This window comes from Pseudomonas izuensis (assembly GCF_002356535.2).
Lineage (GTDB): Bacteria > Pseudomonadota > Gammaproteobacteria > Pseudomonadales > Pseudomonadaceae > Aquipseudomonas > Aquipseudomonas izuensis.
This window is the reverse complement of record NZ_AP017423.2, coordinates 599814-624678: the sequence shown is the minus strand read 5'-3', so window position 1 is coordinate 624678 and position 24865 is coordinate 599814. Positions and strand designations below refer to the sequence as shown.

Sequence of the window (24865 nt, the reverse complement as noted above, 5' to 3'; positions counted from 1 at the left end):
TGGCTTGCCAGCGAAGGCGTCTGTACTGGCGCCAAAAGCTTCACTGGCAAGCCAGCTCCTACAGGTCATGTGTTCACACATTGAATGATTTTTTAACTGCCGAAACTGGATTTCTACGATGGACCTGACCCCTCGCGAAAAAGACAAGCTGCTGATCTTCACCGCCGGCCTCGTGGCCGAGCGGCGTCTGGCACGCGGCGTGAAACTCAATTACCCGGAAGCCATGGCCTACATCAGCGCCGCGCTGCTCGAAGGTGCCCGTGACGGCCAGACCGTTGCGCAACTGATGCACTACGGCACCACCCTGCTCAGCCGTGAACAAGTGATGGAAGGCATCCCGGAAATGATCCCGGAGATCCAGGTGGAAGCGACTTTTCCTGACGGCACCAAACTGGTCACCGTCCACCAACCGATCGCCTGAGGCCACGCCATGACTTACACCATTCGCGACGCAGTACATGCCGACCTGCCGGCAATCCGTGACATCTACAACGACGCCGTGCTCAACACCACGGCGATCTGGAACGAACAGGCTGTCGACCTCGGTAACCGCCAGGCCTGGTTCAGCGCACGGCAGTCCCAGCGCTATCCGATCCTGGTAATCGCCGACGATGAGAACAACGTGCTGGGCTACGCTTCATTCGGCGACTGGCGGCCCTTCGATGGTTTCCGCCACACCGTCGAGCATTCGGTCTACGTACGCAGCGACCAGCGCGGCAATGGCTTGGGCCCGAAACTGATGGATGCCCTGATCGAGCGTGCCAGGGACTGTGGCAAGCACGTGATGGTCGCCGCCATCGAAAGCGGCAATGCAGCTTCCATTCATTTGCACGAGCGCATCGGTTTCGTGACAACCGGACAAATGCCCCAGGTGGGCACCAAATTCGGCCGCTGGCTGGACCTGACCTTCATGCAACTGACCCTCAATCCGGGTGCCGAGCCACCGACCGCCAACAAGGAGTGATCGCCGATGAACCCCGCTCAACTGCGCCGCGTCAACGTTGAAAGCTTTGCGCACTACCGTCAGGGACTGATTGACCTGCTGCTCGATGCCGTCGGCTACGGCGCCAGCGTGGGCTTCATGGCGGACCTCGATGCAACCCAGGCCCGCGCGTATTTCGATGAAGTCCAGGAGAACCTGAACAAGGGCAATGTGTTGCTGTGGGTGGTGGTCAAGGATGAACAGGTGCAGGCCAGCGTGCAGCTCGGCTTGTGCCAGAAAGCCAATGGCCTGAACCGCGCCGAGGTGCAGAAACTCCTGGTGCGCGAGCACGCGCGGCGTCGCGGGCTGGGCCAACAATTGATGACGGCGCTGGAGCAGGCCGCCCTGCAACACAAGCGCGGCATGCTCTACCTCGACACCGAGGCCGGCTCCCCCGCCGAAGACTTCTACAAAGCGCTGGGTTATACCCGCGTCGGTGAGATTCCCGATTACGCCTGCGACCCGAGCGGCCGCTACAAACCGACCGCCCTCTATTACAAGATTCTCCAAGGAGCCCATTGATGATTCCCGGTGAATACCAGATCCAGCCCGGCGACATCGAGCTCAACGCCGGCCGACGAACCCTCAGCCTGAAAGTAGCCAACAGCGGCGATCGACCCATCCAGGTCGGTTCGCACTATCACTTTTTCGAAACCAACGACGCCCTGACGTTCGACCGCGCCGCCAGCCGCGGCATGCGCCTGAATATTCCTGCCGGGACTGCCGTGCGTTTTGAACCGGGGCAGAGTCGCGAGGTCGAGCTGGTGGATCTGGCCGGGCATCGCCGGGTATTCGGCTTTGCCGGGCGGGTCATGGGTGACCTGTAAGTTTCACAGTGTATGTTCCGGCCCCTTCGCGAGCGGGCTCGCTCCCACAGTTGATCGCATTTCCCTGTGGGAGCGAGCCTGCTCGCGAAAGTGAGCGCAGCGAACGATTTCAAATTCAATTGAACCCCAAGGCAAGCCCATGAGAATCTCAAGACAAGCCTACGCCGACATGTACGGCCCCACCGTCGGCGACAAGGTTCGCCTGGCCGATACCGAACTGTGGATCGAGGTCGAAAAGGACTTCACCACCTACGGCGAAGAAGTGAAGTTCGGCGGCGGAAAAGTCATCCGCGACGGCCAGGGCCAGAGCCAGCTGCTTGCCGCGCAAGTCGTCGACACCTTGATCACCAACGCGCTGATCGTCGACCACTGGGGCATCGTCAAGGCCGACGTCGGCCTCAAGGACGGACGCATCGCCGCCATCGGCAAGGCCGGCAACCCGGACGTCCAGCCCGACGTGAACATTGCCATCGGCGCCAGCACCGAAGTCATCGCCGGCGAGGGCATGATCCTTACCGCCGGCGGCATCGACACCCACATCCATTTCATCTGCCCGCAGCAGATCGAAGAAGCATTGATGAGCGGCGTCACCACCATGATCGGCGGCGGCACCGGCCCGGCCACCGGGACCAATGCCACCACCTGCACCTCGGGCCCCTGGCATCTGGCGCGCATGCTCCAGGCCGCTGATGCTTTCCCGATGAACATTGGCCTCACGGGCAAGGGCAACGCCAGCCTGCCGGAGCCGCTGATCGAGCAGGTCAAGGCCGGCGCCATCGGTCTAAAGTTGCACGAAGACTGGGGCACCACCCCGGCGAGCATCGACAACTGCCTGAGCGTGGCCGATCAGTACGACGTTCAAGTGGCGATCCACACCGACACCCTTAACGAGTCCGGCTTCGTCGAAACCACCCTCGCCGCCTTCAAGGGCCGCACCATCCATACCTACCACACCGAAGGCGCGGGCGGCGGCCATGCACCGGACATCATCAAGGCCTGTGGTTTTGCCAACGTGCTGCCGAGTTCGACCAACCCGACCCGACCTTTCACCCGCAACACCATCGACGAACACCTCGACATGCTGATGGTCTGCCACCACCTGGACCCGAGCATTGCCGAAGACGTAGCGTTCGCCGAAAGCCGCATTCGCCGCGAGACGATCGCCGCCGAAGACATCCTCCACGACCTCGGCGCGTTCTCGATGATCAGCTCCGACAGCCAGGCCATGGGCCGGGTCGGCGAAGTCATTACCCGCACCTGGCAGACCGCCGACAAGATGAAAAAGCAGCGCGGTGCACTACCGGGCGACGGCGCAGGCAACGATAACTTCCGCGCCAAACGCTACATCGCCAAGTACACCATCAACCCGGCGATCACCCATGGCATCAGCCATGAAGTGGGTTCGATTGAAGTTGGAAAGTGGGCGGATCTGGTGCTGTGGCGCCCGGCGTTTTTTGGGGTCAAGCCAACGCTGATTCTCAAGGGAGGGGCCATTGCGGCCAGCCTGATGGGCGATGCCAATGCATCGATTCCAATCCCGCAACCGGTGCATTACCGTCCGATGTTCGCCAGTTATGGCGGCTCCCTGCATGCCACCAGCCTGACGTTCATCAGCCAGGCGGCGCATGAAGCGGGCTTGCCGGAAGCCTTGGGATTGAAGAAGAAAATCGCCGTGGTCAAAGGCTGTCGAGACGTGCAGAAAACCGATTTGATCCACAACGATTATCTGCCGAACATCGATGTCGATCCGCAGACCTATCAAGTCAAGGCCGACGGCGTGCTGCTGTGGTGCGAACCGGCAGAAAGCCTGCCGATGGCGCAACGTTACTTCCTGTTCTAGGCAATCTGCCTGGCGCCAACCGTAGCGGCGGGCGCCAGGTTTCGATCAAGGTCGAGAGGCAGGACTCTCCTCGACCTTGAACGGAGTTTCGGCACGCGGCAATCTGGCGCGCTGCATGGCTTCGGTGGTCAACCTACTGATCAGTGCCTGCTCTTGCCCTGCGATGGCTTCCATCTCAGCGTAGTACTGCGCGTCACTCATGACCGTGCCAGGCCTGATCTCGCTGTCCGGCTTGCCGAGCAGTTTCGCCAACCGTACGACCTCCGAGCGCCAGTGAATCCTGTGCACCGCTGAATCGCTGTCGACCCACGCCTGTTGCGCGGCCTGCAAGTCCAGTGCGATCTCGCCTTTGTCGCGCAGCGCTTTGAAAAGCTCCGGGCTCGATCGCCTGAGGTAGTCAACCCAGAAGGGTTGCTCGATGATTCGCTGCTGCAACTGCGCACCCTGTTCCTTTTGCAGTACCCGATCATGCGCGCGCTCAATCATCTCGGAGGTGACCTCGGGAACCTGGAACCTCATCTCCCGGGACTGCCACGGCAGATCCAGACGCTGCGCCAATCGCGTGGGGTAGATCATATGGATCTCCACCTCATCGATATTCGAAACGGGCTGCCCCTGATTATCGAAACGAGGTATTGCCATACCTTGCTCATCATATTGGGGAAATTCGTGCCCCTCACTCAACAGCACGCCAATACGCTCGCGCGCAATCCTGCCCAGTTCGTCCAGGCGCGACTTGCCCTGGGCCAACTCCAGTAATGCGGTTTCAATCAGATCGTGTGCATACAGCCGATACGCCTGATAAATCAAGACTTCCAGGCCCATGGCGTTGAACAGTTGCGCGCCGGCATCGACACAGGTCGTCGGAGCCGTGGCCATGCGAAAGAGTACTGTGCGAAGCGTGCTGTTTTCGGCAGCCGCCTCGATCATTGTCCAGACCTTGTGGCACAGCTCCGCTTTTGCTGCTTCTTCAGGATTGAGGGCGTCTGCGGACTGTGCGAGTTTCCTCAGTTCCCTGAAGAACGGCTCGGACCCTGACTCATCTTCAAGACTGTCCCACACATTCTGTTTGTCCAGCCATTGCTCGTCAGTCAGGCCTGCTTTCCAATGAATACTGTCGAGCATGCCTCGGGGTGGATAGGGCCGATCCGGTTCCAGCCCGATTGACTGGCGATAGTCCCTGATGATTTGCAGATTCTGTTCGGAAACATAGCGAGGTTCGGGACTGATGATCGTGCGCGCCACCAACTCGGCCTCATTCGATCCGGATGCCACTTGCGGGATCTGCTCAAGCCTGTTGGCACTCAAATCCAGGACAAACGTCCGGCCCCGAGGCTGATCGAATATTCCTTCAGGCCAGGCATTCAGTCCGGTATCGCCCAACAACAGCATACTCAGGTCCGGCATCTGTCCTACATCAGGCGACAATCCCAAGGGATTGCCTTCAAGCCCGAGGAACTGCAGACGTGTCAGTCCGCGCAATCGGGCAACTGCCGGCAGGTCCAGTTCGATCAGGTTGTCGGACAGATCCAGTTCGGTCAGGTTGCTCATACGATCCACGGGCTCAGGCAACTCGAACAAACCATTGTTGCTCAGGTTCAACCGACGCAGGCGCCGGAAATGGCGTAAAAACCCGTCCACCTCAACGTCAATACCCGCACCTGACAAATCCAGGTGGGTCACATGATCGAAATTGGCTGTCAACGGCGGCAGCTCAGCGAGCTGGCCCTCAAGATCCACATTGGATAAATCCAAGAATTGGCCCAGGGGCTGGCCGTGGATATCGAAGTCCAGCTCTCCCGTGCGTTGCCAGGCTTGCTTGAGAGCCTTGATGATTGCCAACCGTGCGTGTCGCTCCCGGGCAAAATCCTCTGTCCGGCGCTCTTCGGCAGACACCCCGTCCATCTGCGCTCGCTGCCAGTTTTGCAAGGTGTGATTGAGTTGCTTGAATTCACGTTCGCGGTTCCTCAGGATCGTTTCCTGCCGGTCCCCCATGCTCTCGATAAATGCCGTGACCTCCGCGGATGACATCGCCGGATAAAGTGTCCGGACCCGCTCCTCGGCGATCTGCTCCCACTGACTCGTCCGGGGGTGATCGCTCAAGGGGTACCCGATGCGCTCGCCGGACAGACGCGTCGGTGGTTTGAAAAACAGTTGCCGGCGCGGTTGCATCTTCAGCAGCGGTCGAAGTTGATCAGGGGGTAACTGATGTTCAATGACTGTCGCCTTTAACAGTGCGCCCTGGGAAACCTCGGGCAGTCCGATGGACAAACGATGCCGATCGGGCAAGGCATGCTGAATCGAACCAAAGAGATCGTCGGTACCGTGCAGGTGTTCGTCCCGGTCATTGCGTGCCTCATAGCGACCGTCACCCACCCGCACCAACACCTTGCGCTCGGGAGCATCCTCGGCACCGTAACTGGCGCGCAGCTCACCCTCCAGCCCGCCTTCCCGTACTTCGAGACGGATACCGTTCACCCAGCCAGGCAGATTTTTCAATGAATTGAGCGCCAGGATTTCGCTGTCCTTGTCCACCAGTGCATCGAGGTGTAGCCCTTCGTAGGCCTGGGTCAGACGCAGTTGCTGCTGCAGCCGGCGCGCCCCCTCGGCCAGGCGTAACGGAATGCGCCTGTCGGTGTTCAGGGTCGCTAGCTCGGCGGGGGTGGCGTCGGCCATCAATTCCTTGACCATCGCTGCGGACAAGCGACTGAATGCACGTTGTACAACAGCCACCGCCGTGTCTGCAGATGACTGCTCTTCGGTGTAGAGGCTGCGTGTCAATCGCCCCCTGGCGCTGACCGCCTGCTCTTGCAACTGCTTTTGCAAGGCGCTGATACGTTCCTCCGGCGTTCTGGGCGTGTAGTTGGGCTGCAGCTGCTTGATATCTGCCTCATTCAGGAACCCGATGACGTGTTGAGGCAATCGGCCGCGCACCAGGTCCGAGCGAGAGACTTTGAGGGTGTCTTGCGGCTTGGCATCGGGGTTACCGTACTTGACCGAATCCCCGCTCAACGTTTCACCCGCAAAAGCTTCTATCGCCTTACCCGGTGGCCAGCCCGGCAATTCCACGGCCAGGGAAGCGGCGTAACTGCACAGTGCGCTGGAAAGCGAACCCTTGCCGATGCCTTCGGCGACCTTCACCGCATCGCCATGCGCACGGAACTTCTTGAGGGTGTCGAGCAGAATCGCCGGGACCGGCTCACCCTGTGCATGCACACGACGCAGGACATCATCGTCGACGTTACTTACCCGTCGGATCTGCTCCAGCTCAGTGTCGCTGAAGCCGTCCACCACCGGACCGAGCCTGCGCATCAGTGTCGCGCCTTTCCAGGTCTGAGGGCGCTCGAGCTCGTGGTGCCAGGCGCCTTCGCCGTTATGCCGCAATTCAGGTGCGTAGGCTTCGGGACGGGTCGGGTGTTGAATCCGGTACGAGTTGCTGTCCGCACCCTGTTTGACTTGGTAGACGGCGTCTTCAATTGGCAGAACTGTCTGCCCGTTGTGTGGATAGAGACCCAATTCATCCGGCCGGGCCTCGGGTGCCAGCTTGATGGAGGCCTTGTAAGGCGAAAGGTCCGGTTTCCAAAGTTTTTGCTTGCCGTTGACCAAGGTAACGGGTTTGAGGGAATCCGCCACGCTCGACACCTGAATCTTGGGCAACACTGCTGCGCCGGTGCCGACAAACGCCACGTTCAGCGCCACGCTGGAAAAGTGCGCCCACATCTCCTTTGTTTCACCCTGCTCGTACGCTTCCATGCCTTCGAAGACTTCATCGCACATTTGCGCGGCGCCCACCGCCAGCATCACCGGCCCCAGCCCGGGCACGACAAAGGCGGCCAGGTTGAACACACTGTTCACTGCATCCAGATAGCTTGCCAGTCTTTCTTCCCGAGCCTTGCGGTCTTCATCGCCGGTAGGTACGGCCACCGCTCGCGCATCGTCATATAGCTTGCCGATGGTGTTCAGCCGCAGTTGTTTCCACAGATCGCCATCAACGTATGTTTCGTCCAGCGGTAGCTTCCCGGGCCTGGGTTGCAGTGGATAATCAACCTGGGAATCGAGACCGGACGGGTTGTACAACTTATTGAAGCGGGCGAAAAAAATGCCCTGTTGTCGCAGAGGAACGAACTGGCTGAAGAAGCGGCGATAGGCAGCGCTGTGCAAACGGGTCCGCAGGTCTGCCATGAATTCTGCACTTGAAGCATATTCTCTCAATGGTTGTTGCGGATCGTTGGGCAGGTAAACCGCCAGGCGCTCGACCCGACCGGCGTCCTTGCGGTTCGGCCCGATCAGCAATGGGCCCACCAGCTCGATACCGAACACCTTCAATGAGGCGAACGTTACCGGCCGGTTGTCCAGTGTCACGCTGCTTTCGCTGCGCAAATGTTTTTGAAGCATCTGATAGACGCCTTGACTGATACCCGTCTCGACCTGACTGCCGCCCGGTTTGAGTGCAAATTGCAGCCAGGCCAATTCGGTGCTCACCGCCAGCCGTTGCCGCAGATGTTCTTCCAGTTCCCGCTCCAGCGCTTGCCGATCCTCGGTCTTCCCTGGCGCCACAATGTCCTTGATGTGCTTCTGATACAGCGCTCCAAGATCAAGAGTTCGGCATAGCTTGGCAAAGTCATGGGGGGCGATGGGTGTGGCCTGGGAATTTATTGCTTCGAACGTCGGGATGATTTCGCCGTCGTAACTGCCCCATCCGGTAATGACCTGACAATCGTTGCAGTGCAACGGCTTTTCTTCGTCTGGTTCGAAGTTGGCCAAGGCCGCCTCGAGTAACGAGATACCCCGGTATTCGTAACGCAGGCTTTGACTGTCTTGATGATCGAAGACAAAAAAGCCAAAAAAATCGTCCCGCCCTTTGAAACCGTATTTACGCGCGAAGTAAAGATTTCGGACATCGAGTTCCAGGTTGAACTGTGCCTTGATTGCGTCTTTGAGCGGCTGCTCGGCAAAGTCGAAAATGTCTTTGATGCTGCCAAGTTTGGCGTCGATCTGATTTAAGGTCTCGCGATAGCGCGTGTGACTGTCGGCCAGGGCCATCTTTTGTTCGGGTGTGGCTGTCCGGTACCAGGCGGGCAGTTGCAATTCGTGGCTGCCGATTTCGACTTGCCGCCGTGCAGAGGCCGCGGTGAACCAAGCGGGAATGCGATCCTTGAGGAAGTCGTAGTGAACGCCTCGAAGGTCGCTATTGAATGCGCCTTCAGACAGGGAAGGCGAAGTATTTGAGTTGGGCATTGCGGGTCATCCATGACTGATTGAAAGCCATCAGCCTAACGAACGACATCAGCAAAAAAGCATAACTATGTACCGCCCTGGCATACGAAGCCCGGCGCCGCCTGTATCGACGCCGGGCTCCGGATTACCAGGGATATAACCCGGCGCGGGCAACACTGAACTCCCGGGCACAGGGTCAGCTATGTCACGAAGATTGAATGTGGAACGGAAGTTCGCGCCTTTGCAGCTTCGCCCGATCCATCGCCTGCTGCGTCAATTGTTTGAGCAGTGCGTCCCGCTCGTTTTTGATCGCCGTGTACTGCTCAGTGAATTCGTCATCGGTCATGACACGGCCCGGAGCAAAATCGCTTTCCGGTTTTCCCAACTCAAAGGCCAATGTCCTGATCTGCGTTTTCAAATGGTCTTTATCCTCGGGCGACAGGTCTGAACCGGTATCGCGCTCATCCAGTGCAGTCTTGAACTCATAAAGCGCATCCATTTGCCGATCAAACTGCCTGAAGCGAACGCGATTGACCCCTTCCAGATAAGACTTCCAGAAAGGCTGCTCGGCAATGGAGTCGCGCAGCAGATTTCCTTCTTCGAGCGCGAGGACTCTCAGCCGCGCTTCTTCGATCATCGTCGGGGTCACGCCCGCAATGCCGCGAAACTGCATGGTGCGAGCCTGCCATGGCAGGTCGAGCCCATTCTCCGATTCGGGTTTGGCCAGTTCGGTGGTAAACGCCAGGTGAACCTCGACGACGTCAATGGTACCTGTCACCTCACCGTCGGCATCCAGGCGGCGCATCTGCTCTCCATTCGACACGCGCTCGGCGATATGGTGCTCGGCGATCCGCTCGATCTCATCCAGGCGCGACTTGCCTTTGGCCAGTTCAACCAATTCAGCTTCGATCAATCCCGGATTCGCCAAGCCATAGGCTTCATGAACCAACACTTTCATGCCCAGGACATTGAACAGCTGCGTCGCCCCATCGACGCACTGGGTTCGGGCCACCGCTTCGGCAAACAGGGTCGTGCGCAATTCACTGTCTTGTGCCATGGCCTCCAACATGCGCCAGACCCTCGCGGTCAGTTCCTCTCGATAACGGCCTCCCGCCCGAAAATCGGCCGATTGGGTCAGCCGCCGGATCTCGTCGAAAAAGGATACGGAGTTGAATTCATCTTCGACTTCGTCCCATATAGGTTGTCTGGCCTGCCACTGCTGCTCGGTCATGCCCTCTGCCCATGCAGTGCTATCGACCGTTCCTCTGGGCGGATAGGGACGCTCAGGGTCCAGTCCGACCGACTCGGTGTAAAACCTGAGCCGCTCCAGATTCTCCGGGGATAGCCACTGCGGCTCGCGGCTCAACAATGTGCGCGCCAACAACTCGGCGCGAAACGAACCGGGGGCCACCTCTGGTATTCGACTGATCGGATTGTTTCGCATATCCAGATAGAGGTTGCGCGGTCGTGCCTGGGCGAACAGCCCTGTTGGCCAACTGTCGATGCCAGTGTTTTCCAGAATCAATACCTGTAGCTCCGGCATCCGGCTGATGTCGGGCAACAACCGCAAAGGGTTTCCTCGCAAGCCAAGAGACCTGAGCCGAATAAAGCCTCTCAATTGGGCAACTGCCTGACGAGTCAATTCGATATTGTTGCCGTTGAGTATCACGTCTTCCAGATAACGCATATCACCGATGACCGGCGGAAGGCGGTTCATCAGGTTCTGTCCAAGGTCCAGGTAACGCACTCGGCGAAAAGGTTCGAGAAAGGCCGCTTGGCTGCTGAGCATGTTGCAATTGCGCAGGCTCAGGCTGGTGACGTGATCGAAGCTGGCTTCCAGCTTCGGCATGCTCCCCAGCAGGTGCATGGGCAGGCCATCAAGCCTCAGCATCTGCGGGCTGACAATACCGGGAACGTCCACCCCGACCGGTCCGGTCCTTTGCCAGCATTGCCTGATCGCCTTGTAGATCAGCTCTTTGGATCGCAGCTGCGCCATGCCCACCGGGCTCATCCGGGAAGCCAGGGACGGCGTATCCATCCAGACCCTGAACTTGTAGTTCAGCTCATTGAACTGCTCTTGCAGTTCAGTCACTCGTTGTTCGGCCGTCTCGCCAAATTCAGTCAGCAGCGTGGCGACTTGCTCCTCGGTGAACCCCGGATAGAGCGAGCTGAGCTGTCGGTGCAACATCGATTCTTCTACCCGTTGGCGATAGCCCTGCATGCCTCCGCGCAGTCGCATAAGCTGCGGGTCGTAAAACGGCTTGCGAATGGAATGTTTATCCAGCATCGATTCGAACTGCCCATGACTCAGCGGCGAACGTTGTATTGCCTGCCTCAGCCGTCCCCCTTCATAAATGTCATACCCAAGGGCCTTTCGCTCGCTGTCCGGCAAGGCGTGCAATACCGACGCATAGAAATCGTCAGTGCCATGCAGGTGCTGATCCTGTTCGTCCCGCGCCTCATACCGGCCCCTCTCATCGCACACCAGCACTTTGCGCACAGGCGCATTTTCCGGGCCGATGCTGGCTTGCAACTCACCGCTGAACGAATACAAGCGAATCTCTATGCGCACATTGTCCGACCAGCCCGGCAAAGCAGCCACCGATGCCAGCTCTAGCCTGCGGGTGTCGTGGGTTGCCAACCGCTCAAAGTAGAGCCCCTCATACGCCCGGCTCGATCGCACCCGTGCCAGGGCTTTTTCCGTCTGTTCCCGCAGCCGTAAAGGAAGGCTCTGTTTTTCTGTCAGGTGCCGCATATCCTCAGGCTCGGCGTTGAGCACCAGATCTTCGGCAACGCTGGCTGGCAATTGTGAATACTCTCCGATCAGTTGGTTGGCCCGCGGATCGGCGCTGGCGTTGCCTTGTCTGTAGAGCGTTTCGAACCGGCTGACGTCGCCGGTCTCGGTCCACAGCTTGAATCGCTTGAGGGTGTCAACCAGCATCGCCGGAGGCACTTCGTGCTCGACATGCAGGCGGCGCAATGCATTTTCCGGTACGCCGCTGACGGTCATTACTTGCTCAAGGCTTTCATCGGACAAGCCCTGGGCCAATGGCCCCAGGCGGCGCAGCAGCCGGATCCTGTCCCATTCAAGCGGTTGGTCGAGTTCGGTTTTCCAGCTACCGGCACCGTTGTGCTCAAGCGCAGGCTGATAGGTTTCTGGCCGGGTGGGATGCTGAAGGCGGTATCGTCCGGTTTCCGGGTCTTGCGCAACGACATGGTGTTGGTCATCCAGGCGCAGCACCTGCCCGCTCTCGTGCGAGTAAAGCCCCAGGTCATTTGCCTGCGAGGCTTCGGGCAGGGTGATCGAATGCCGGTAAGGCGTCAGATCAGGGTTCCAGAGTCGCTCTTTGCCCTCGAATTGCACAGGTTTGAGATTTTCCACAAAGGGCGAAACCTTGACCGGCACCACGGTTCCCTTGGGCAACACGTGACCTGCGCCCATCAAGGCCAATTGTGCGAAGTTGATCAATACCCCGTTGATGTGGGCTGACGCCTCTTCCCTGTCGCCCTTACTCCAGTCCTCTAAACCCTCGACCAACTCCGCCAGCATTTGTGCGGCCATGATGCCCAGCACCACTTCGCCCACGCCGGGGACCAGCATCGCGGCGAAACTGAACACATTCCAGCCAATGTCCAGGTAGCTGGTCAGGCGTTTCCAGCGGGTGGCAGCATCTTCGTCATTGGTTGGCACGGCGATCTGCCGGGCGTCGGCCAGGGCTTTGTCCCGACGTTCCCGAAACAACGTGATCCACAAGCCGCCCTCGATGAGGTTGGTGACAGGTTCCGCGTTAGGGTTTTCGATGGCGGTCTCGCGCCACCACGGCCCCATGTCGAGCGGTTCTCGTTGTTGCCATCTGATGGTCTTCAAGCGTTCGTTGACCCGCGCGAAAAATCGCCCCTTGTCCTTCTGCGCCACGAACCGGCTGAAAAAGGCCTGATATTGCGGGTCGCGCAGCTGGCCTATGAGGGTTTTCATGAAATCGGCCAGAGAGGCATATTCCCTCAGCGGATGATCCGGATCGTCGGGGATGTAGGCGATCAACGGGCCGCTCAAGCGGCTCTGTTGATAAATATCGTCATTGCGCAGCCATTCTTCCTTCACCCCCTCGGGCCCATTGGCAAAGAACGCCTGGAGGTATTTGAATTGCTCGTACTGCTGGCCCGGCAGAACGGGAATGCGTCGTGACCAGTCGATCCAGAACTTTAAAGTGTCAGGGGTCAGGCCATCGATGGCCTCTTTCACGATCGATGGCTCGCTCACCGCACTGAAAAGAACCACGCCTGTCAGCCTGAATCCCATCAGGGACAGACGATGGTTGTGCAGGGGACGTCTATTTAGCGTGATACCGGATTGGCCATCCACCACTTCTCGAAGTCGGGCATAGGCGCGGGCACTGACTTCGCCTTTCAAGCGGGCGATAAACGCAGACAACTTGAAGGCGGCTTTTTCACTGACAACCGAACGTTCCTGCAAGGCGAGCCGCTGCTTTATGTTTGACGGCGCCAATCGCGCCTTTAAATAAGTTTGATATTGCCCACCGATATCCAGCTTGCGGCACACACTGGCGAACTTATCCGGCGTAATGACACTGACGCATACCGGAACTCCTTGAGCGTCATTTTTGTACACACCGGATCCGCTGCGAAACGCTCCAGCCAGGGTTTCCGCTTCTTCAAAATTATGCAGGGCCGCCGCAAGCAAAGAACTGCGGCGGACACGGCTGACGCCGGTGTCTATACCGAACACAAGGTTATCCGGCACATAAAGTTGCAGCGATAGATCCTCCGTTTTTTCGCCAATGTTGAAGTTTTCCTTCAATGCATTGGTGAGCAATGGCTTGGCAAAAACCTCAATCTCATGCTGCAGGTTATCAAGCACTTCATCGAGTTCACCTTGTACACGCCAGCGTTCATCGATCAACGCTTTAAGATGCTGCCGATTCACCTCCCGTGTGTTCATGTACCAATCCGGCATCGCGGGATTCAAATTCAGCATGGACTCGAGCGTGGCATTCGATGCCTGTCTTATTGCATTGGGGATGACACTGGCCACTCGATGCGCGTGAATGCTTTTATTGACTGCTGGCACAGGTAAAGCGGTCGTCGAAGTGCTTCCTTGCAAATCGGCCATGGTTAAAACCTTTGTATGAAAAATGGAGTCATTAGCGTATTCGCGCGGCCCCAAAACAAAAGTCCGAATACCTGCTGGTTACAGGCAGAAAATCACCGCCTATCGTTCGAAAAGCAGGTTTACACATACATCTATGCACCACCTCGGCAAGCCCATCTTGTGCTGCCCGTCTGCGTCGCTTTAATTCCAGCCCAAAGAAGCTAATATTTCGACTCGACCCGCCTTCACATGCTCAGGACTCCGCCATGCGCTTACCCGATTTCATCACGCAACAGGCGGACCGTATCGTCGATGAATGGGAGCAGTTCGCCAAAACCATCACTCCCTCGGCCGAATACATGGATCGGGTGGCCCTGCGCGACCACGCCAAGGCCATTTTGCTGGCGGCCGCGCAGGACATGACCAAGCCGCAGAGCGCCAATGAGCAAATGGCTAAAGCCAGGGGTGATGGGCCGGAGAAAACCCCGAGCCTCGACGAAGCCGGGGCCAGCCATGGCGAACTGCGGCATACCGTGGGGTTCGACCTGGTACAGATGACCAGCGAGTTCCGCCACCTGCGCGCCTGTGTGATTCGCTTGTGGGTCGAGAGCCTGGAATCACCGGACATGGCGTACTTCCAGGACATGATCCGTTTCAACGAAGCCATCGACGAAGCTCTCGCCGAGTCCACTGCGGCCTATGCCGAACAGGTCAATCGTTCGCGGGACATTTTCCTGGCGATTCTCGGCCATGACCTGCGCGCGCCCTTGCAAGCGGTGAGCATGTCCACCGAATTACTGATGCGCAAAGCACAGTTGGAGGGCGATGCACTGACCTGTGCCAACAACATCAAACGTGGCACGCGGCACATGGCGGCGATGGTCAATGATTTGCTGGAACTGGTGCGCAGTCGCCTGGGCAAAAGCCTGCCCATAGACCCGGCGCCCATGGACCTGGCTGCCGTGGCGCATGAAGCGATTGCCCAGGCCTGCGCGGGAAACCCGGAGTGCGATCCGACGCTGAACGTCGCGGGTGACATGCAAGGCAACTGGGATGCCGCGCGGTTGAGTCAGTTGTTGCAAAATCTTATCGGCAATGCCTTGCAGCATGGCTCGACCAAAGGCGATGTAACGCTGACACTTACCGGTGAGCCCGACACCGTTCGCCTCACGGTGCACAACTACGGCACTCCGATCGCCGAGCAGGACATTGGCACGATCTTCGACCCGCTGATACGCAGCGCCGACGAAGAACTAGGCCGGCCATCCACCAGCCTCGGGCTGGGTTTGTTCATCGTCAAGGAAGTGGTCGATGCGCACGGCGGGACGGTGGAGGTCAGTTCCAGCGAATTGGAGGGGACGCTATTTACCGTGGTGTTGCCGCGCAAGAACGGGTAGGACTTGCAGGAGCTGTGTAGGAGCTCCTACATGTCTCACTATCAGTTCTGCTAGTTCCCAGCCCTTTCTGGTCGAGTCAAACTGAGGGTGTTGCTCCGGGTTCCCTTACCAAGGAAGACGTCGCCATGCCCAACCTGCCCTCTGTTACCCAGCCACGCGCGATACTGCTGGCGCCCGACGACAAAAACTCGATACACGCCGAACTCGCAGGGGCCCAGCATAATTCCATCGCTTATTCCCCCTACGGTCGGCAGTCCGCGCAGCAGAAGATTGCCTCGCATCTGGGGTTCAATGGTGAATTGTGCGAAAGGGCTATTGGTTGGTATTTCCTCGGTAAAGGCTACCGCGTTTACAACCCAATATTGATGCGATTCCATAGTCCGGACAGTTGGAGCCCGTTTGGGAAAGGTGGGTTGAATGCTTATAGGTATTGCGGGGGGGATCCGGTAAATTTTACGGATCCGACGGGGCATATGAAATTACCTCGTGTGTTTCGTACTTCCAGAACTAGTCCATCCCCCCCGACACTTCCTCGTAGCACAGCTACACCTAATGTGTATTTACCCCTCCCGGCAAGGTCGTCCTCGACGGCACAAACATTGCCCACTAGCGGAGTGTCACTTCCGTCACTCCTGCCTACCGAGGCTATTCAGCCCCCAGCACCGTCTCGGTTCATTACACTTGAGCAGTTAGGACCGGTACCTCCGAATACCGCTCCTACGCCTCAGATAAGCAGTGGTTTTTTAGTAGAGCGATTGGCTCCGCAGAATCCGGGCTCATCTGGCCGCAGCAGAATTCGACCTGCCAACATTACGGTCCATCTAATCGGTTCAGTAGATCCAGACGTTCCGCCTCTTCCTCCGACGAGAAGGATTTCTCCCAATTTAGTCCGTCAGTACAGCATGAGTCGGAACACCGATGGCACCTGGTCGCATAGCAGTAAAGTCATGTTTGAATCAAAGGCCATCAGAGAGGGGGAGTGAACACTGGCAATTCAAATCTCCAGCCGCGCTCAAGCTTGGTGGGGCGAGCCAGACAGCGATTACTCCACCACCAACCGCCCCAACCGCTGCTTGAGCATCCGGTTCTCCGCCCGCAGCTGCTGAACCTCTTCAAGCAGGTCCAACGCCAGGGCAACCCCTTCCCAGTCCAGCTCCAGGTCATGGCGCAGCTTGGCGGCCCGTTTGGCCAGGGCTAGTTCGTAATCGGTGAAACGCCAGTCCTTGGGCACGGCGCCCTGAGGTTCGAGGATGCCGTGCTCGACAATCTCGATCACGTAGACGTCCGACAGCTCGGTCGCCTCACAGAATTCTGCCAGGTCCAGTTGAACGATCAGGGGACTGCTCATAGTCAGTAGCTCCTTGGTTCCAAATCAGAAGTGCTCTCTGGGGTCGAACGCGGCTTTCTTCGCCAGTTCCTGCCACAAGGCCTTGATGTCATCGTCGGATTTTTTCGGCATGACAGCCTTCAGTTGCACGAACAGGTAACCCCGCTCACCGGCCTTGTTCATCAAACCGTGCCCCTTGGCGCGCATGCGCTGGCCATTCTGGCTGCCGGCCGGGACCTTGAGGTTGATCTTGCCGGTCAGGGTCGGCACGGCGACTTCGGTGCCCAGCGCCAGCTCCCACGGTGCCAGCGGCAGCGTGATGATCAGGTTTTCGCCTTCGACGTCGAATTTCGGATGCGGCGCGAAACGAATCGTCAGGTACAGATCGCCGTTGACGCCACCGCCGACGCCCGGTGCACCCTGGCCCTTGAGGCGGATGCGCTCGCCGTCGGTCACGCCGGCGGGGATTTTCACGTTCAGGCTTTTAGGGGTGTTGCTCACGTGCTGGCCGGCCGCGTTGTATTGCGGCACCTGGAAGGTGACTTTTTTCGACTCGTTGGACAGGGTTTCTTCGAGAAAAACCCCCAGCTCCATTTCCACGTCCTGCCCTCGACGTCCGGTGCTGCGACGCGACTGCCCACCACCGAAACCCGGGCCACGGTTACCGAAGATCGAACTGAAGAAGTCCGAAAAATCGCCGGTGTCCTGGCCACCGCCGCCGAAACCGCCACGGCTCTGCCAGCCCGGTGGTCCCTGGAATGGCTGACCGTGCTGGCCATAGCGGCGCAAGTCATCGTATTCGGCGCGTTTGTCGGCGCTTTTCAGCGCTTCATAGGCTTCGGACGCATCCTTGAACTTGGACTCGGCGTCCTTTTCCTTGCTGACGTCGGGGTGGTATTTGCGCGCAAGCTTGCGATAGGCCGCCTTGATCGCCTTGTCGTCAGCCGTCGGCTCCACACCGAGAATCTTGTAATAGTCTTTGAAGTCCATCGCGGGAATCACCATCCGTTATCGAAGTCGCGCCACCTGCCACAGCATGCGCTTGATTGCAGTGCAGAGGTTGACCGATCTCAAGGTTGTGACCGGGCAGCGCATCAGAAGTTTATCGGCAGCGGGCGGGGCGACTTGTGCTCGCCCCGGGGGCTGTCCGGTTGATGCAGGGTAGTTTGGGGGTGATGGCGCGTCTTTCAAGCGGTGAACGGCAAGATTTAGCGGATAACCGGCCTTCGATTCTGTGCCGCTCTGGCATACACTGCGCGGCCGTTTTTTAACCGGAACTCGAAAGACATGAAAAACGCATCTCCAGCCCGTGCCGTGGGCATCGACTTTGGCACGTCCAACTCCACCGTCGGCTGGCTGCGCCCCGGCGTGGAAACGCTGATCGCGCTGGAGGACGACAAGATCACCCTGCCCTCGGTGGTCTTTTTCAACCTGGAAGAACGCCGCCCGGTGTACGGCCGGTTGGCGCTGCACGAGTACCTGGAAGGTTACGAAGGCCGCCTGATGCGCTCGCTCAAGAGCCTGCTGGGTTCCAAGCTGATCAAGCACGACACCAGCGTCCTGGGCACGGCCATGCCGTTCAAGGACCTGCTCGGACTGTTCATCGGTCAGCTGAAGCAGCGCGCCGAAGCCGCCGCCGGTCGGGAATTCGAAGAGGTGGTACTGGGTCGGCCGGTGTTTTTTGTCGACGACGACCCGATGGCGGACAAGGAAGCCGAAGACACGCTGGTGGATGTCGCGCGCAAAATCGGTTTCAAGGAAGTCTCGTTCCAGTTCGAACCGATCGCCGCGGCGTTCGACTATGAGTCGACCATCGAGAAAGAAGAGCTGGTGCTGATCGTCGACATCGGCGGGGGTACATCGGACTTCTCGCTGGTACGCCTGTCTCCCGAGCGTCGGGGTGTGGATAACCGTCACGAAGACATCCTGGCCACCGGCGGTGTGCACATCGGCGGGACCGATTTCGACAAGCAACTGAGCCTGCAGGGCCTCATGCCGCTGTTCGGCTACGGCAGCCGGATGAAGAGTGGCGCCTACATGCCCACCAGCCACCACATGAACCTGGCGACCTGGCACACCATCAACTCGGTGTACTCGCAAAAGTCGCAACTGGCGCTGGGCAGCATGCGCTACGACATCGAAGACACCGGCGGCATCGATCGCCTGTTCAAGCTGATCGAACAGCGTGCCGGGCACTGGCTGGCCATGCTGACAGAAGAAACCAAGATTGAGCTGACCCACGTCGATAGCCGTATCGTCCCTCTGGACCGCATCGAACCGGGTTTAAGCGTGGAACTGAGCCGTGCGCTGTTCGAATCAGCCATCGACAATTTGCTGGAACGCGTGCGCAACAGCGTCAGCCAATTGCTGGCGGATGCCGATGTGCGAGTCGATCAGGTGGATACGGTGTTCTTCACAGGCGGTTCGAGCGGTATTCCGGCACTGCGCAACAGTGTCTCGGCGATGCTGCCGAATGCGCGGCATGTGGAAGGCAATATCTTTGGCAGCATCGGCAGTGGTTTGGCCATTGAAGCGGCCAAGCGCTACGGCACCATGGACTGATCCGAAACCGAGGCGCGCCCTTCGCGAGCAGGCTCGCTCCCACAATGGAATGCAGTTCCCTGTGGGAGCGAGCCTGCTCGCGAATAGGCCCCATCAGGCGCTACAAAGGCTTTATCAAACCATCCCCACCAGCTTCAACTCACTCTTCAAATACGCGTAATAAATCGGCCCCGCCACCACCCCCGGCAGGCCGAACGCGGCTTCGAACACCAGCATCGCCAGCAGCAACTCCCACGACTTGGCACTGATCTGCCCGCCGACGATGCGCGCGTTGAGGAAGTATTCCAGCTTGTGGATAAAAATCAGGTAACCCAGCGCCGCCACGGCCACCCAGATCGATAGCGACAGGCCGACGATGGTGATCAGGGTGTTCGACATCAGGTTGCCGATCACCGGTAACAGGCCGAGCAGGAAGGTCAGGACGATCAGCGTCTTGGTCAGCGGCAACTTGATGCCGAACAGCGGCAGGATTACGGCCAGGAAAATCCCGGTGAAGACAGTGTTGAGCAGGGAAATCTTGATCTGCGCGAAGACGATATTGCGAAAGGCCTGGACCAGCAGGTGCAGGCGATCGAACAGCGCGGCGGCCAAAGGCATGCGTTTGGTCAGGTCCGGCACGCGCTGCAAGGCAATGATCGCGCCGAGCACCATACCGATCAGCAACGTCACGAACATGTGCGCCGCGTCCTTGCCCACCAGTTGCAGGTCGCTGAGGTGTTTGCTCATCCACTCGCCAATTGCCACGCGAAACTCCGCAGCGCTGGCCGGCAGGTAGGCGTCGATGAACGGCGGTAGTTGCCCGCGGGCGCGATCGACCACGTGCATGAATTTATCGAGGGAAGCGCCGGGGTTTTCCGCCTCGTGCAGCAGAAAGCTGATGGCGCCAGCAAAGATCAGCGTCAACACGCTGACCACCAACGTCCCCAGCAACGCCACCGCCAGCCAGCGCGCACGCCGACCTTCAATCAGCCGCTGCAATTGCGGGGTGAGCATGTTGACCAGTTCGAACACCAGCAACCCGGCCAGCAGGCTGGGCAGCAACCGCAGTGGGATGACCAGCAGCAGCCCGCCAAAAATGATGACCCAGCTGATGACCAGCAATACATGACGCTGAGAAAACGTTGGCATACAGCCTCAAAACGAACGGCGTAAAAGGATTGGCAGTCTGCCAGCGATCCGGTGTGAGCACTAGGGATTGTGTGGGGCGACCTTGGTCGGGGTTACGATCAAGATTTGCAGCGTCCTTATCGGCCCCTTCGCGAGCAGGCTCGCTCCCACAGTGGAATTGTGTACACAGTACAAATGTGGGAGCGAGCCTGCTCGCGAAGAGGCCCTCACAACCACCACAGAACCCCGATCAATGCCTATTTTTTCTTCAGGCAATCACTCATGAACGCCTTGCGCGCATCTCCCTTCAGGGCTTTGGTCGCCGCATCGGCATTGCAGGTCTTCATCTTCTCTTGCTGCGGAGTCAAGGCTTTGCCGGCATCGTTCGCTGCCGGTGCCGCCTTGAGGCAAGTGCTCATGAAGGCTTTGCGCTCATCGCCCTTGAGGCTTTTTGCGGTGGCGTCGGCGTTGCAGGTGGTCATCTTGTTCTGTTGTTCAGTGGCGGCGAAACTCTGGGAGCAGAGCAGCAAACCGATCATCAACAAAGGGACACGCAACATCTTCATGGAGTTTTCTCCTTGTTGCCGCACCGAGGGGAACGGCCTCGCCATGGAGTGTAGACAACAGCTGTTACACCTTCCTGTTCTCCAGATGGCTACGTCGGTACTGCTCCGGCGTGCACCCGGCCTGGCGCTGGAACATCGCTATAAACGCAGAGCCGGTGCTATAGCCCATGTCGAAGGCGATTTCCTGAATGCTGCGGTGGCTGTCCAGCGCTTCGATGGCCGCGAGAAACCGCAGGCGCTGGCGCCACTCGCCAAAACTCATGCCCAACTCACGGACAAACTGCCGCGCCAGGGTGCGCTCGCTGACATGAATGTGCGCCGCCCAATCCGCCAATGGCCGGTTATCCCCGGGCTCATTCTGCAGGGCTTCGAGAATGCCGAGCAGCCCCGCGCTGCTGGCGTAGGGCAGGTAGCACTCGTGTACCGGCGCCAGTTGCAGTTGATCCACCAACACCTGGGCCAGGCGCCGGTCCGCGTCCTGCTCGGGAATCTTCACGTCCCGGGCGGCGAAATCCTTGAGGATGGCCTTGAGGATGTCACTGATGGCCAGGGTGCAGGCTTGTGGCGGCAATTCATGGCAAAGCGTCGGCGCGAGACAGACCGCGCGGTAGTTGATCGGCTGGTTGCTGTAGAAACTGTGCTCGGTCTGGGGCGGTACCCACACGGCGTATTGCGGCGGTGACATGAAGCGGCTGCCGCCGATCTCCATGTGCAACACGCCATGGGCCGAATATTCCAGCGTGCCCCATGGATGCCGGTGCGCCGAAGCAAAGCGGTGGGCATCGAAATCGGCATAACGAAAGTACACCGGGGCCGGCAGTTCGCTGAAATCCAGCAAGTCGATGTGTTTATGGGTCATGCTGTCCGGAATCAGGGGTGGGTTGTCTGGATCGAAGTATAAGCCTGTATCCAGACAGGGGATAATCGCCCCTCATTAACGTTATGGTTTTCCCCGATGCAATACGCTTATCCCCTCCTGGCCATTTTTATCTGGGCCGGCAACACCGTGATCACAAAAATGTCGGCCGGGGCGATCTTCCCCGCAGAGATCGGCTTTTACCGCTGGCTGCTTGCCGGACTATTGTTCACGCCCTTCCTGCTCAAACCGGTGATCGCCCACTGGCCGGCGATTCGCCCGAATCTTGGCAAGATTTTCATCCTCGGCGTGCTCGGCATGGCGGTCTATCAGAGTCTGGCGTACTTTGCTGCGGCCCTGACCTCGGCCACCAATATGGGCATTATCCTGTCGCTGATGCCCTTGATGTCCCTGGCCATGGCGATCATCAGCCTCGGCCAGCGCCTGACCGCCGGGGCACTGGCCGGTGCGGTACTGTCGTTCGCCGGAGTTCTGGTGGTCGTTTCCTCCGGCAGCCTCGACGTGTTGCTGGAGCACGGGGTGAACCTGGGTGATGCGATGATGCTGGTCGCCACGCTGGCCTATGCGATCTACAGCACACTGTTGAAAAAATGGCAGCTGAAGTTGCCACCGCTGGTGTTGTTGTATTTGCAGGTGCTGGTGGCGGTGGTGGTGCTGTTTCCATTGTTCCTCGCCTCACCGAAAATCGGCCCGACCCTGCAGAACATTCCGCTGGTGCTGTATGCCTGCCTGCTGGCCTCGATGCTGGCGCCCCTGGCCTGGATGCAGGCCGTGGTGCGCCTGGGGCCGAGCCGGACCACGTTGTTCTTCAATTTGCTGCCAGTGATGACGGCCTTGATTGCGGCGGGGGTGCTGCATGAGCAATTGGCGATGTATCACCTGGTGGGTGGGGTGTTGACGCTGGGTGGGGTGGTTCTTTCGGAGCGTTGGACGACGGTGTTGAGCAGAAGGGTCAGTATTGCCTGATCTGGCCCTTTCGCGAGCAGGCTCGCCCCCACATTTAAAATGCATTCCCCTGTGGGAGCGAGCCTGCTCGCGAAGAAAATCACGCGGTCTAAAGCCCTGCTGCTTTTAACCGCGCCGCATGCTCGACAAACAACCGCACCGGCTCGCCCCCCTTGCCCACCCATCCCAGCGACTGATTGACGATGTCGAAGTGGTCCAGTGGATACTCATCGCCAATCACCGTCCCCAGGTGTGAGCTGTAGCGTCCGACCATCCCGTCGCAATGGCCGGCCTCGCGCACGAAGCTTCTGGCAAACAATCGGCAAGTGCGGTTGGTGCCGTCGAGGAGGTTGCGTCCGCGATCGGTCTTGCCTGGCTGCAAGGTGCCGGACCAAGAGTAATAACGCACGCCGTTCACCTCTTCCGCGCCCTGTCCGCCCCAGGTTTCGGGCACCCCCTGTGGATAACGCTGATTGAACAGCGCCACACCTTCAGTGGTGAGCGAGTGATGGGCCTTATGGATATCCACCGGAAGCTTCGGCCCGCGATAACCGGTTTCCAGCAGGCTCATCAACGCCCCGACCAGGCGCAGCAAAAAGCTCAGGAGCCTGCAACGGACACTGTCATGGGGATAGTGGTGATGCAGATAGTCCGCCAGCTCCGAGCCATGATTCGGCCCCGCCACCGACGTCACCGACGCCACCCGATCCGGTCGCTTGGCGGCAGCGTACCGAGCGGCCAACGCGCCCTGGCTGTGGCCAATCAAGTTGACCTTTTCGGCACCGGTTTCGCGCAGAATCTCTTCGATCCGCGCGAGCAATTGTTCGCCCCGCACTTCGTTGGAGTTGATCGGCGACACTTGCACCGCAAACACCACGGCACCGCCCTGGCGCAACGCCGAAACGATCCCGTACCAGTACGGATAGAGCAGCAACCGCACGTACCCGAGCATTCCCGGGACCAGCACCAAGGGGTAACGCGGAGCAAAACCTTGCGGCATGGGCGGACGTCCTGATGATCGGGGGTGACGCAAGGCGAGAGACAATTCACCCGCCAAGCATCGCCAGCGAATATGACAACTCGACGACCAGTCTATGACATCCGCCCTATTTCAACCCCACTACACCCGCCACGATCAGCCCGACCGACACCAATTTCACCGCAGTCAGGCTTTCACCCAGCAACGCAAAACCGAGAAACACCGTGCCCAGCGAACCGATGGCGGTCCAGATCGGGTAGGCGATACTCACCGGCAACTCACGCATCGCCAGGGTCAGGAAATACACCCCGCCCACTGCCGCCACCACGGTAATCAGCGACGGCCACAACCGGGTGAAGCCCTCGGCGTACTTCATGCCCATGGCAAAGGTGACTTCGAACCCGGCAGCGATCAGCAAAAACCACCAGGCCATCTAGAACTCCCTGGCCAGCGCGAGCAAGCGCTGCTCGGCCTCGGCTGCGGAGACTTCGAAGGTGCGGGCCTCGGACTCTTCACCCTCGGCGGCAACCACTGTGACATCGGTGATGCCGATAAAACCCAATACCGTACGCAGCAAGGGATCGGCATGGTTCATGGCTTCCAGCTCGCCGCCCGGACCAAAACCGAATCCGCCGCGACTGGTGACAATCAGCGCCTTTTTGCCTGGCACCAACGGCTCGTACTGGGCCACGCCGTTGTCCAGCGTGTGATTGAAGGTCAGCCCGAGCCGCACGATCTGATCAATCCAGGCTTTCAAACCGCTGGGTACGCTGAAGTTGTGCATCGGCGTGGAAATCACCAGCAAGTCATGGCCCAGCAACTCGCCAACCAGTTCATCGCTGAACGCCAGGTCGGCCTGCATCGTCAGCGGTCGGGCGTCGGGTTCGGGGTAAAACGCCGCGGCCACGAAAGCCTCGTTGACCGGCGGAATCAACGCCCGGCCGACTTCGCGGCGGGTCAGTTGCGCATGGGGATTGCGCGCCTGCCAGGCTGACAAAAACACTTCGGCCAAACGTCGGGAATGCGAGCGCTCACCACGTGGACTGGCATGTATCGCAAGAATTGTGCTCATCTGAATCTCCTTGGGACTAAACTCGAACAACGTGTGGCTTGCAGATTCAAGCTTGCA

General features: G+C 59.1%; 19 protein-coding genes. 9 read left to right on the top strand and 10 right to left on the bottom strand.

Annotation, left to right across the window (positions count from 1 at the left end; genetic code table 11):
* Window positions 1-118: 118 nt before the first annotated feature.
* The 5 genes from ureA to ureC all read left to right on the top strand — a co-directional run bounded on the left by ureA (window position 119) and on the right by ureC (window position 3649).
* A complete protein-coding gene (gene ureA / locus LAB08_RS02725) occupies window positions 119-421 on the top strand; it encodes an urease subunit gamma (protein ID WP_096513642.1) in 303 nt (100 codons plus the stop codon).
* A gap of 9 nt (window positions 422-430) precedes the next feature.
* Window positions 431-964, top strand: a complete 534-nt coding sequence (locus tag LAB08_RS02720) for a GNAT family N-acetyltransferase (protein WP_096513643.1) — start codon at window positions 431-433, stop codon at window positions 962-964.
* 6 nt (window positions 965-970) lie between these two features.
* Window positions 971-1504, top strand: coding sequence for a GNAT family N-acetyltransferase (locus tag LAB08_RS02715; RefSeq protein ID WP_096513644.1), 534 nt, complete (start codon window positions 971-973; stop codon window positions 1502-1504).
* Entirely contained in the window at window positions 1504-1809 is a 306-nt protein-coding gene (locus tag LAB08_RS02710; protein WP_096513645.1) for an urease subunit beta, read from the top strand. The genes LAB08_RS02715 and LAB08_RS02710 overlap by 1 nt, the downstream gene beginning before the upstream one ends.
* 139 nt (window positions 1810-1948) lie before the next feature.
* Window positions 1949-3649, top strand: a complete 1701-nt coding sequence (gene ureC / locus LAB08_RS02705) for an urease subunit alpha (protein ID WP_096513646.1) — start codon at window positions 1949-1951, stop codon at window positions 3647-3649.
* A gap of 45 nt (window positions 3650-3694) precedes the next feature.
* Here the strand turns inward: ureC and LAB08_RS02700 are convergent, their stop codons facing one another.
* Window positions 3695-8887 carry an NEL-type E3 ubiquitin ligase domain-containing protein gene (locus LAB08_RS02700; RefSeq protein WP_096513647.1) on the bottom strand — a complete coding sequence of 1731 codons (5193 nt, stop codon included), beginning with the start codon at window positions 8885-8887 and terminating at the stop codon, window positions 3695-3697.
* Window positions 8888-9071: 184 nt separating this feature from the next.
* Window positions 9072-13997: a dermonecrotic toxin domain-containing protein gene (locus LAB08_RS02695; RefSeq protein ID WP_096513648.1), complete on the bottom strand. Its 4926-nt coding sequence runs from the start codon at window positions 13995-13997 to the stop codon at window positions 9072-9074.
* Between the two features lie 245 nt (window positions 13998-14242).
* Here LAB08_RS02695 and LAB08_RS02690 point away from each other — a divergent pair, with 245 nt between their 5' ends.
* The gene (locus LAB08_RS02690) at window positions 14243-15373 is read left to right on the top strand and encodes a sensor histidine kinase (RefSeq protein ID WP_096513649.1); all 1131 of its coding nucleotides are present in this window, start codon (window positions 14243-14245) and stop codon (window positions 15371-15373) included.
* Window positions 15374-15498: 125 nt separating this feature from the next.
* A complete protein-coding gene (locus LAB08_RS02685) occupies window positions 15499-16356 on the top strand; it encodes an RHS repeat-associated core domain-containing protein (protein WP_096513650.1) in 858 nt (285 codons plus the stop codon).
* 59 nt (window positions 16357-16415) lie between these two features.
* Here the strand turns inward: LAB08_RS02685 and LAB08_RS02680 are convergent, their stop codons facing one another.
* Together LAB08_RS02680 and LAB08_RS02675 are read right to left on the bottom strand one after the other, a co-directional pair.
* Window positions 16416-16721 carry a chaperone modulator CbpM gene (locus tag LAB08_RS02680; RefSeq protein ID WP_096513651.1) on the bottom strand — a complete coding sequence of 102 codons (306 nt, stop codon included), beginning with the start codon at window positions 16719-16721 and terminating at the stop codon, window positions 16416-16418.
* 24 nt (window positions 16722-16745) lie between these two features.
* Entirely contained in the window at window positions 16746-17690 is a 945-nt protein-coding gene (locus tag LAB08_RS02675) for a DnaJ C-terminal domain-containing protein (RefSeq protein WP_096513652.1), read from the bottom strand.
* A gap of 297 nt (window positions 17691-17987) precedes the next feature.
* Here LAB08_RS02675 and LAB08_RS02670 point away from each other — a divergent pair, with 297 nt between their 5' ends.
* The gene (locus tag LAB08_RS02670) at window positions 17988-19262 is read left to right on the top strand and encodes an Hsp70 family protein (protein ID WP_096513653.1); all 1275 of its coding nucleotides are present in this window, start codon (window positions 17988-17990) and stop codon (window positions 19260-19262) included.
* A gap of 114 nt (window positions 19263-19376) precedes the next feature.
* Here LAB08_RS02670 and LAB08_RS02665 read toward each other — a convergent pair whose 3' ends face one another.
* From LAB08_RS02665 to LAB08_RS02655, 3 genes are all read right to left on the bottom strand, one after another.
* A complete protein-coding gene (locus LAB08_RS02665) occupies window positions 19377-20390 on the bottom strand; it encodes an AI-2E family transporter (RefSeq protein WP_096513654.1) in 1014 nt (337 codons plus the stop codon).
* 236 nt (window positions 20391-20626) lie between these two features.
* Entirely contained in the window at window positions 20627-20935 is a 309-nt protein-coding gene (locus LAB08_RS02660; protein WP_096513655.1) for a PsiF family protein, read from the bottom strand.
* A 64-nt stretch (window positions 20936-20999) separates the two neighbouring features.
* Window positions 21000-21794, bottom strand: coding sequence for an AraC family transcriptional regulator (locus tag LAB08_RS02655; protein WP_096513656.1), 795 nt, complete (start codon window positions 21792-21794; stop codon window positions 21000-21002).
* Between the two features lie 96 nt (window positions 21795-21890).
* On the opposite strand from LAB08_RS02655, the gene LAB08_RS02650 reads away from it, so the two are divergent.
* Complete coding sequence (locus LAB08_RS02650; RefSeq protein ID WP_096513657.1) at window positions 21891-22778, top strand: DMT family transporter; 888 nt, start codon at window positions 21891-21893, stop codon at window positions 22776-22778.
* An 88-nt stretch (window positions 22779-22866) separates the two neighbouring features.
* Here the strand turns inward: LAB08_RS02650 and LAB08_RS02645 are convergent, their stop codons facing one another.
* The 3 genes from LAB08_RS02645 to LAB08_RS02635 all read right to left on the bottom strand — a co-directional run bounded on the left by LAB08_RS02645 (window position 22867) and on the right by LAB08_RS02635 (window position 24808).
* Window positions 22867-23757 carry an esterase/lipase family protein gene (locus tag LAB08_RS02645; RefSeq protein ID WP_096513658.1) on the bottom strand — a complete coding sequence of 297 codons (891 nt, stop codon included), beginning with the start codon at window positions 23755-23757 and terminating at the stop codon, window positions 22867-22869.
* A gap of 106 nt (window positions 23758-23863) precedes the next feature.
* A complete protein-coding gene (locus tag LAB08_RS02640; RefSeq protein ID WP_096513659.1) occupies window positions 23864-24169 on the bottom strand; it encodes a DMT family transporter in 306 nt (101 codons plus the stop codon).
* On the bottom strand, window positions 24170-24808 hold the full coding sequence (locus LAB08_RS02635; RefSeq protein WP_096513660.1) for an FMN-dependent NADH-azoreductase: 639 nt from the start codon (window positions 24806-24808) through the stop codon (window positions 24170-24172).
* Between the last annotated feature and the right edge of the window lie 57 nt (window positions 24809-24865).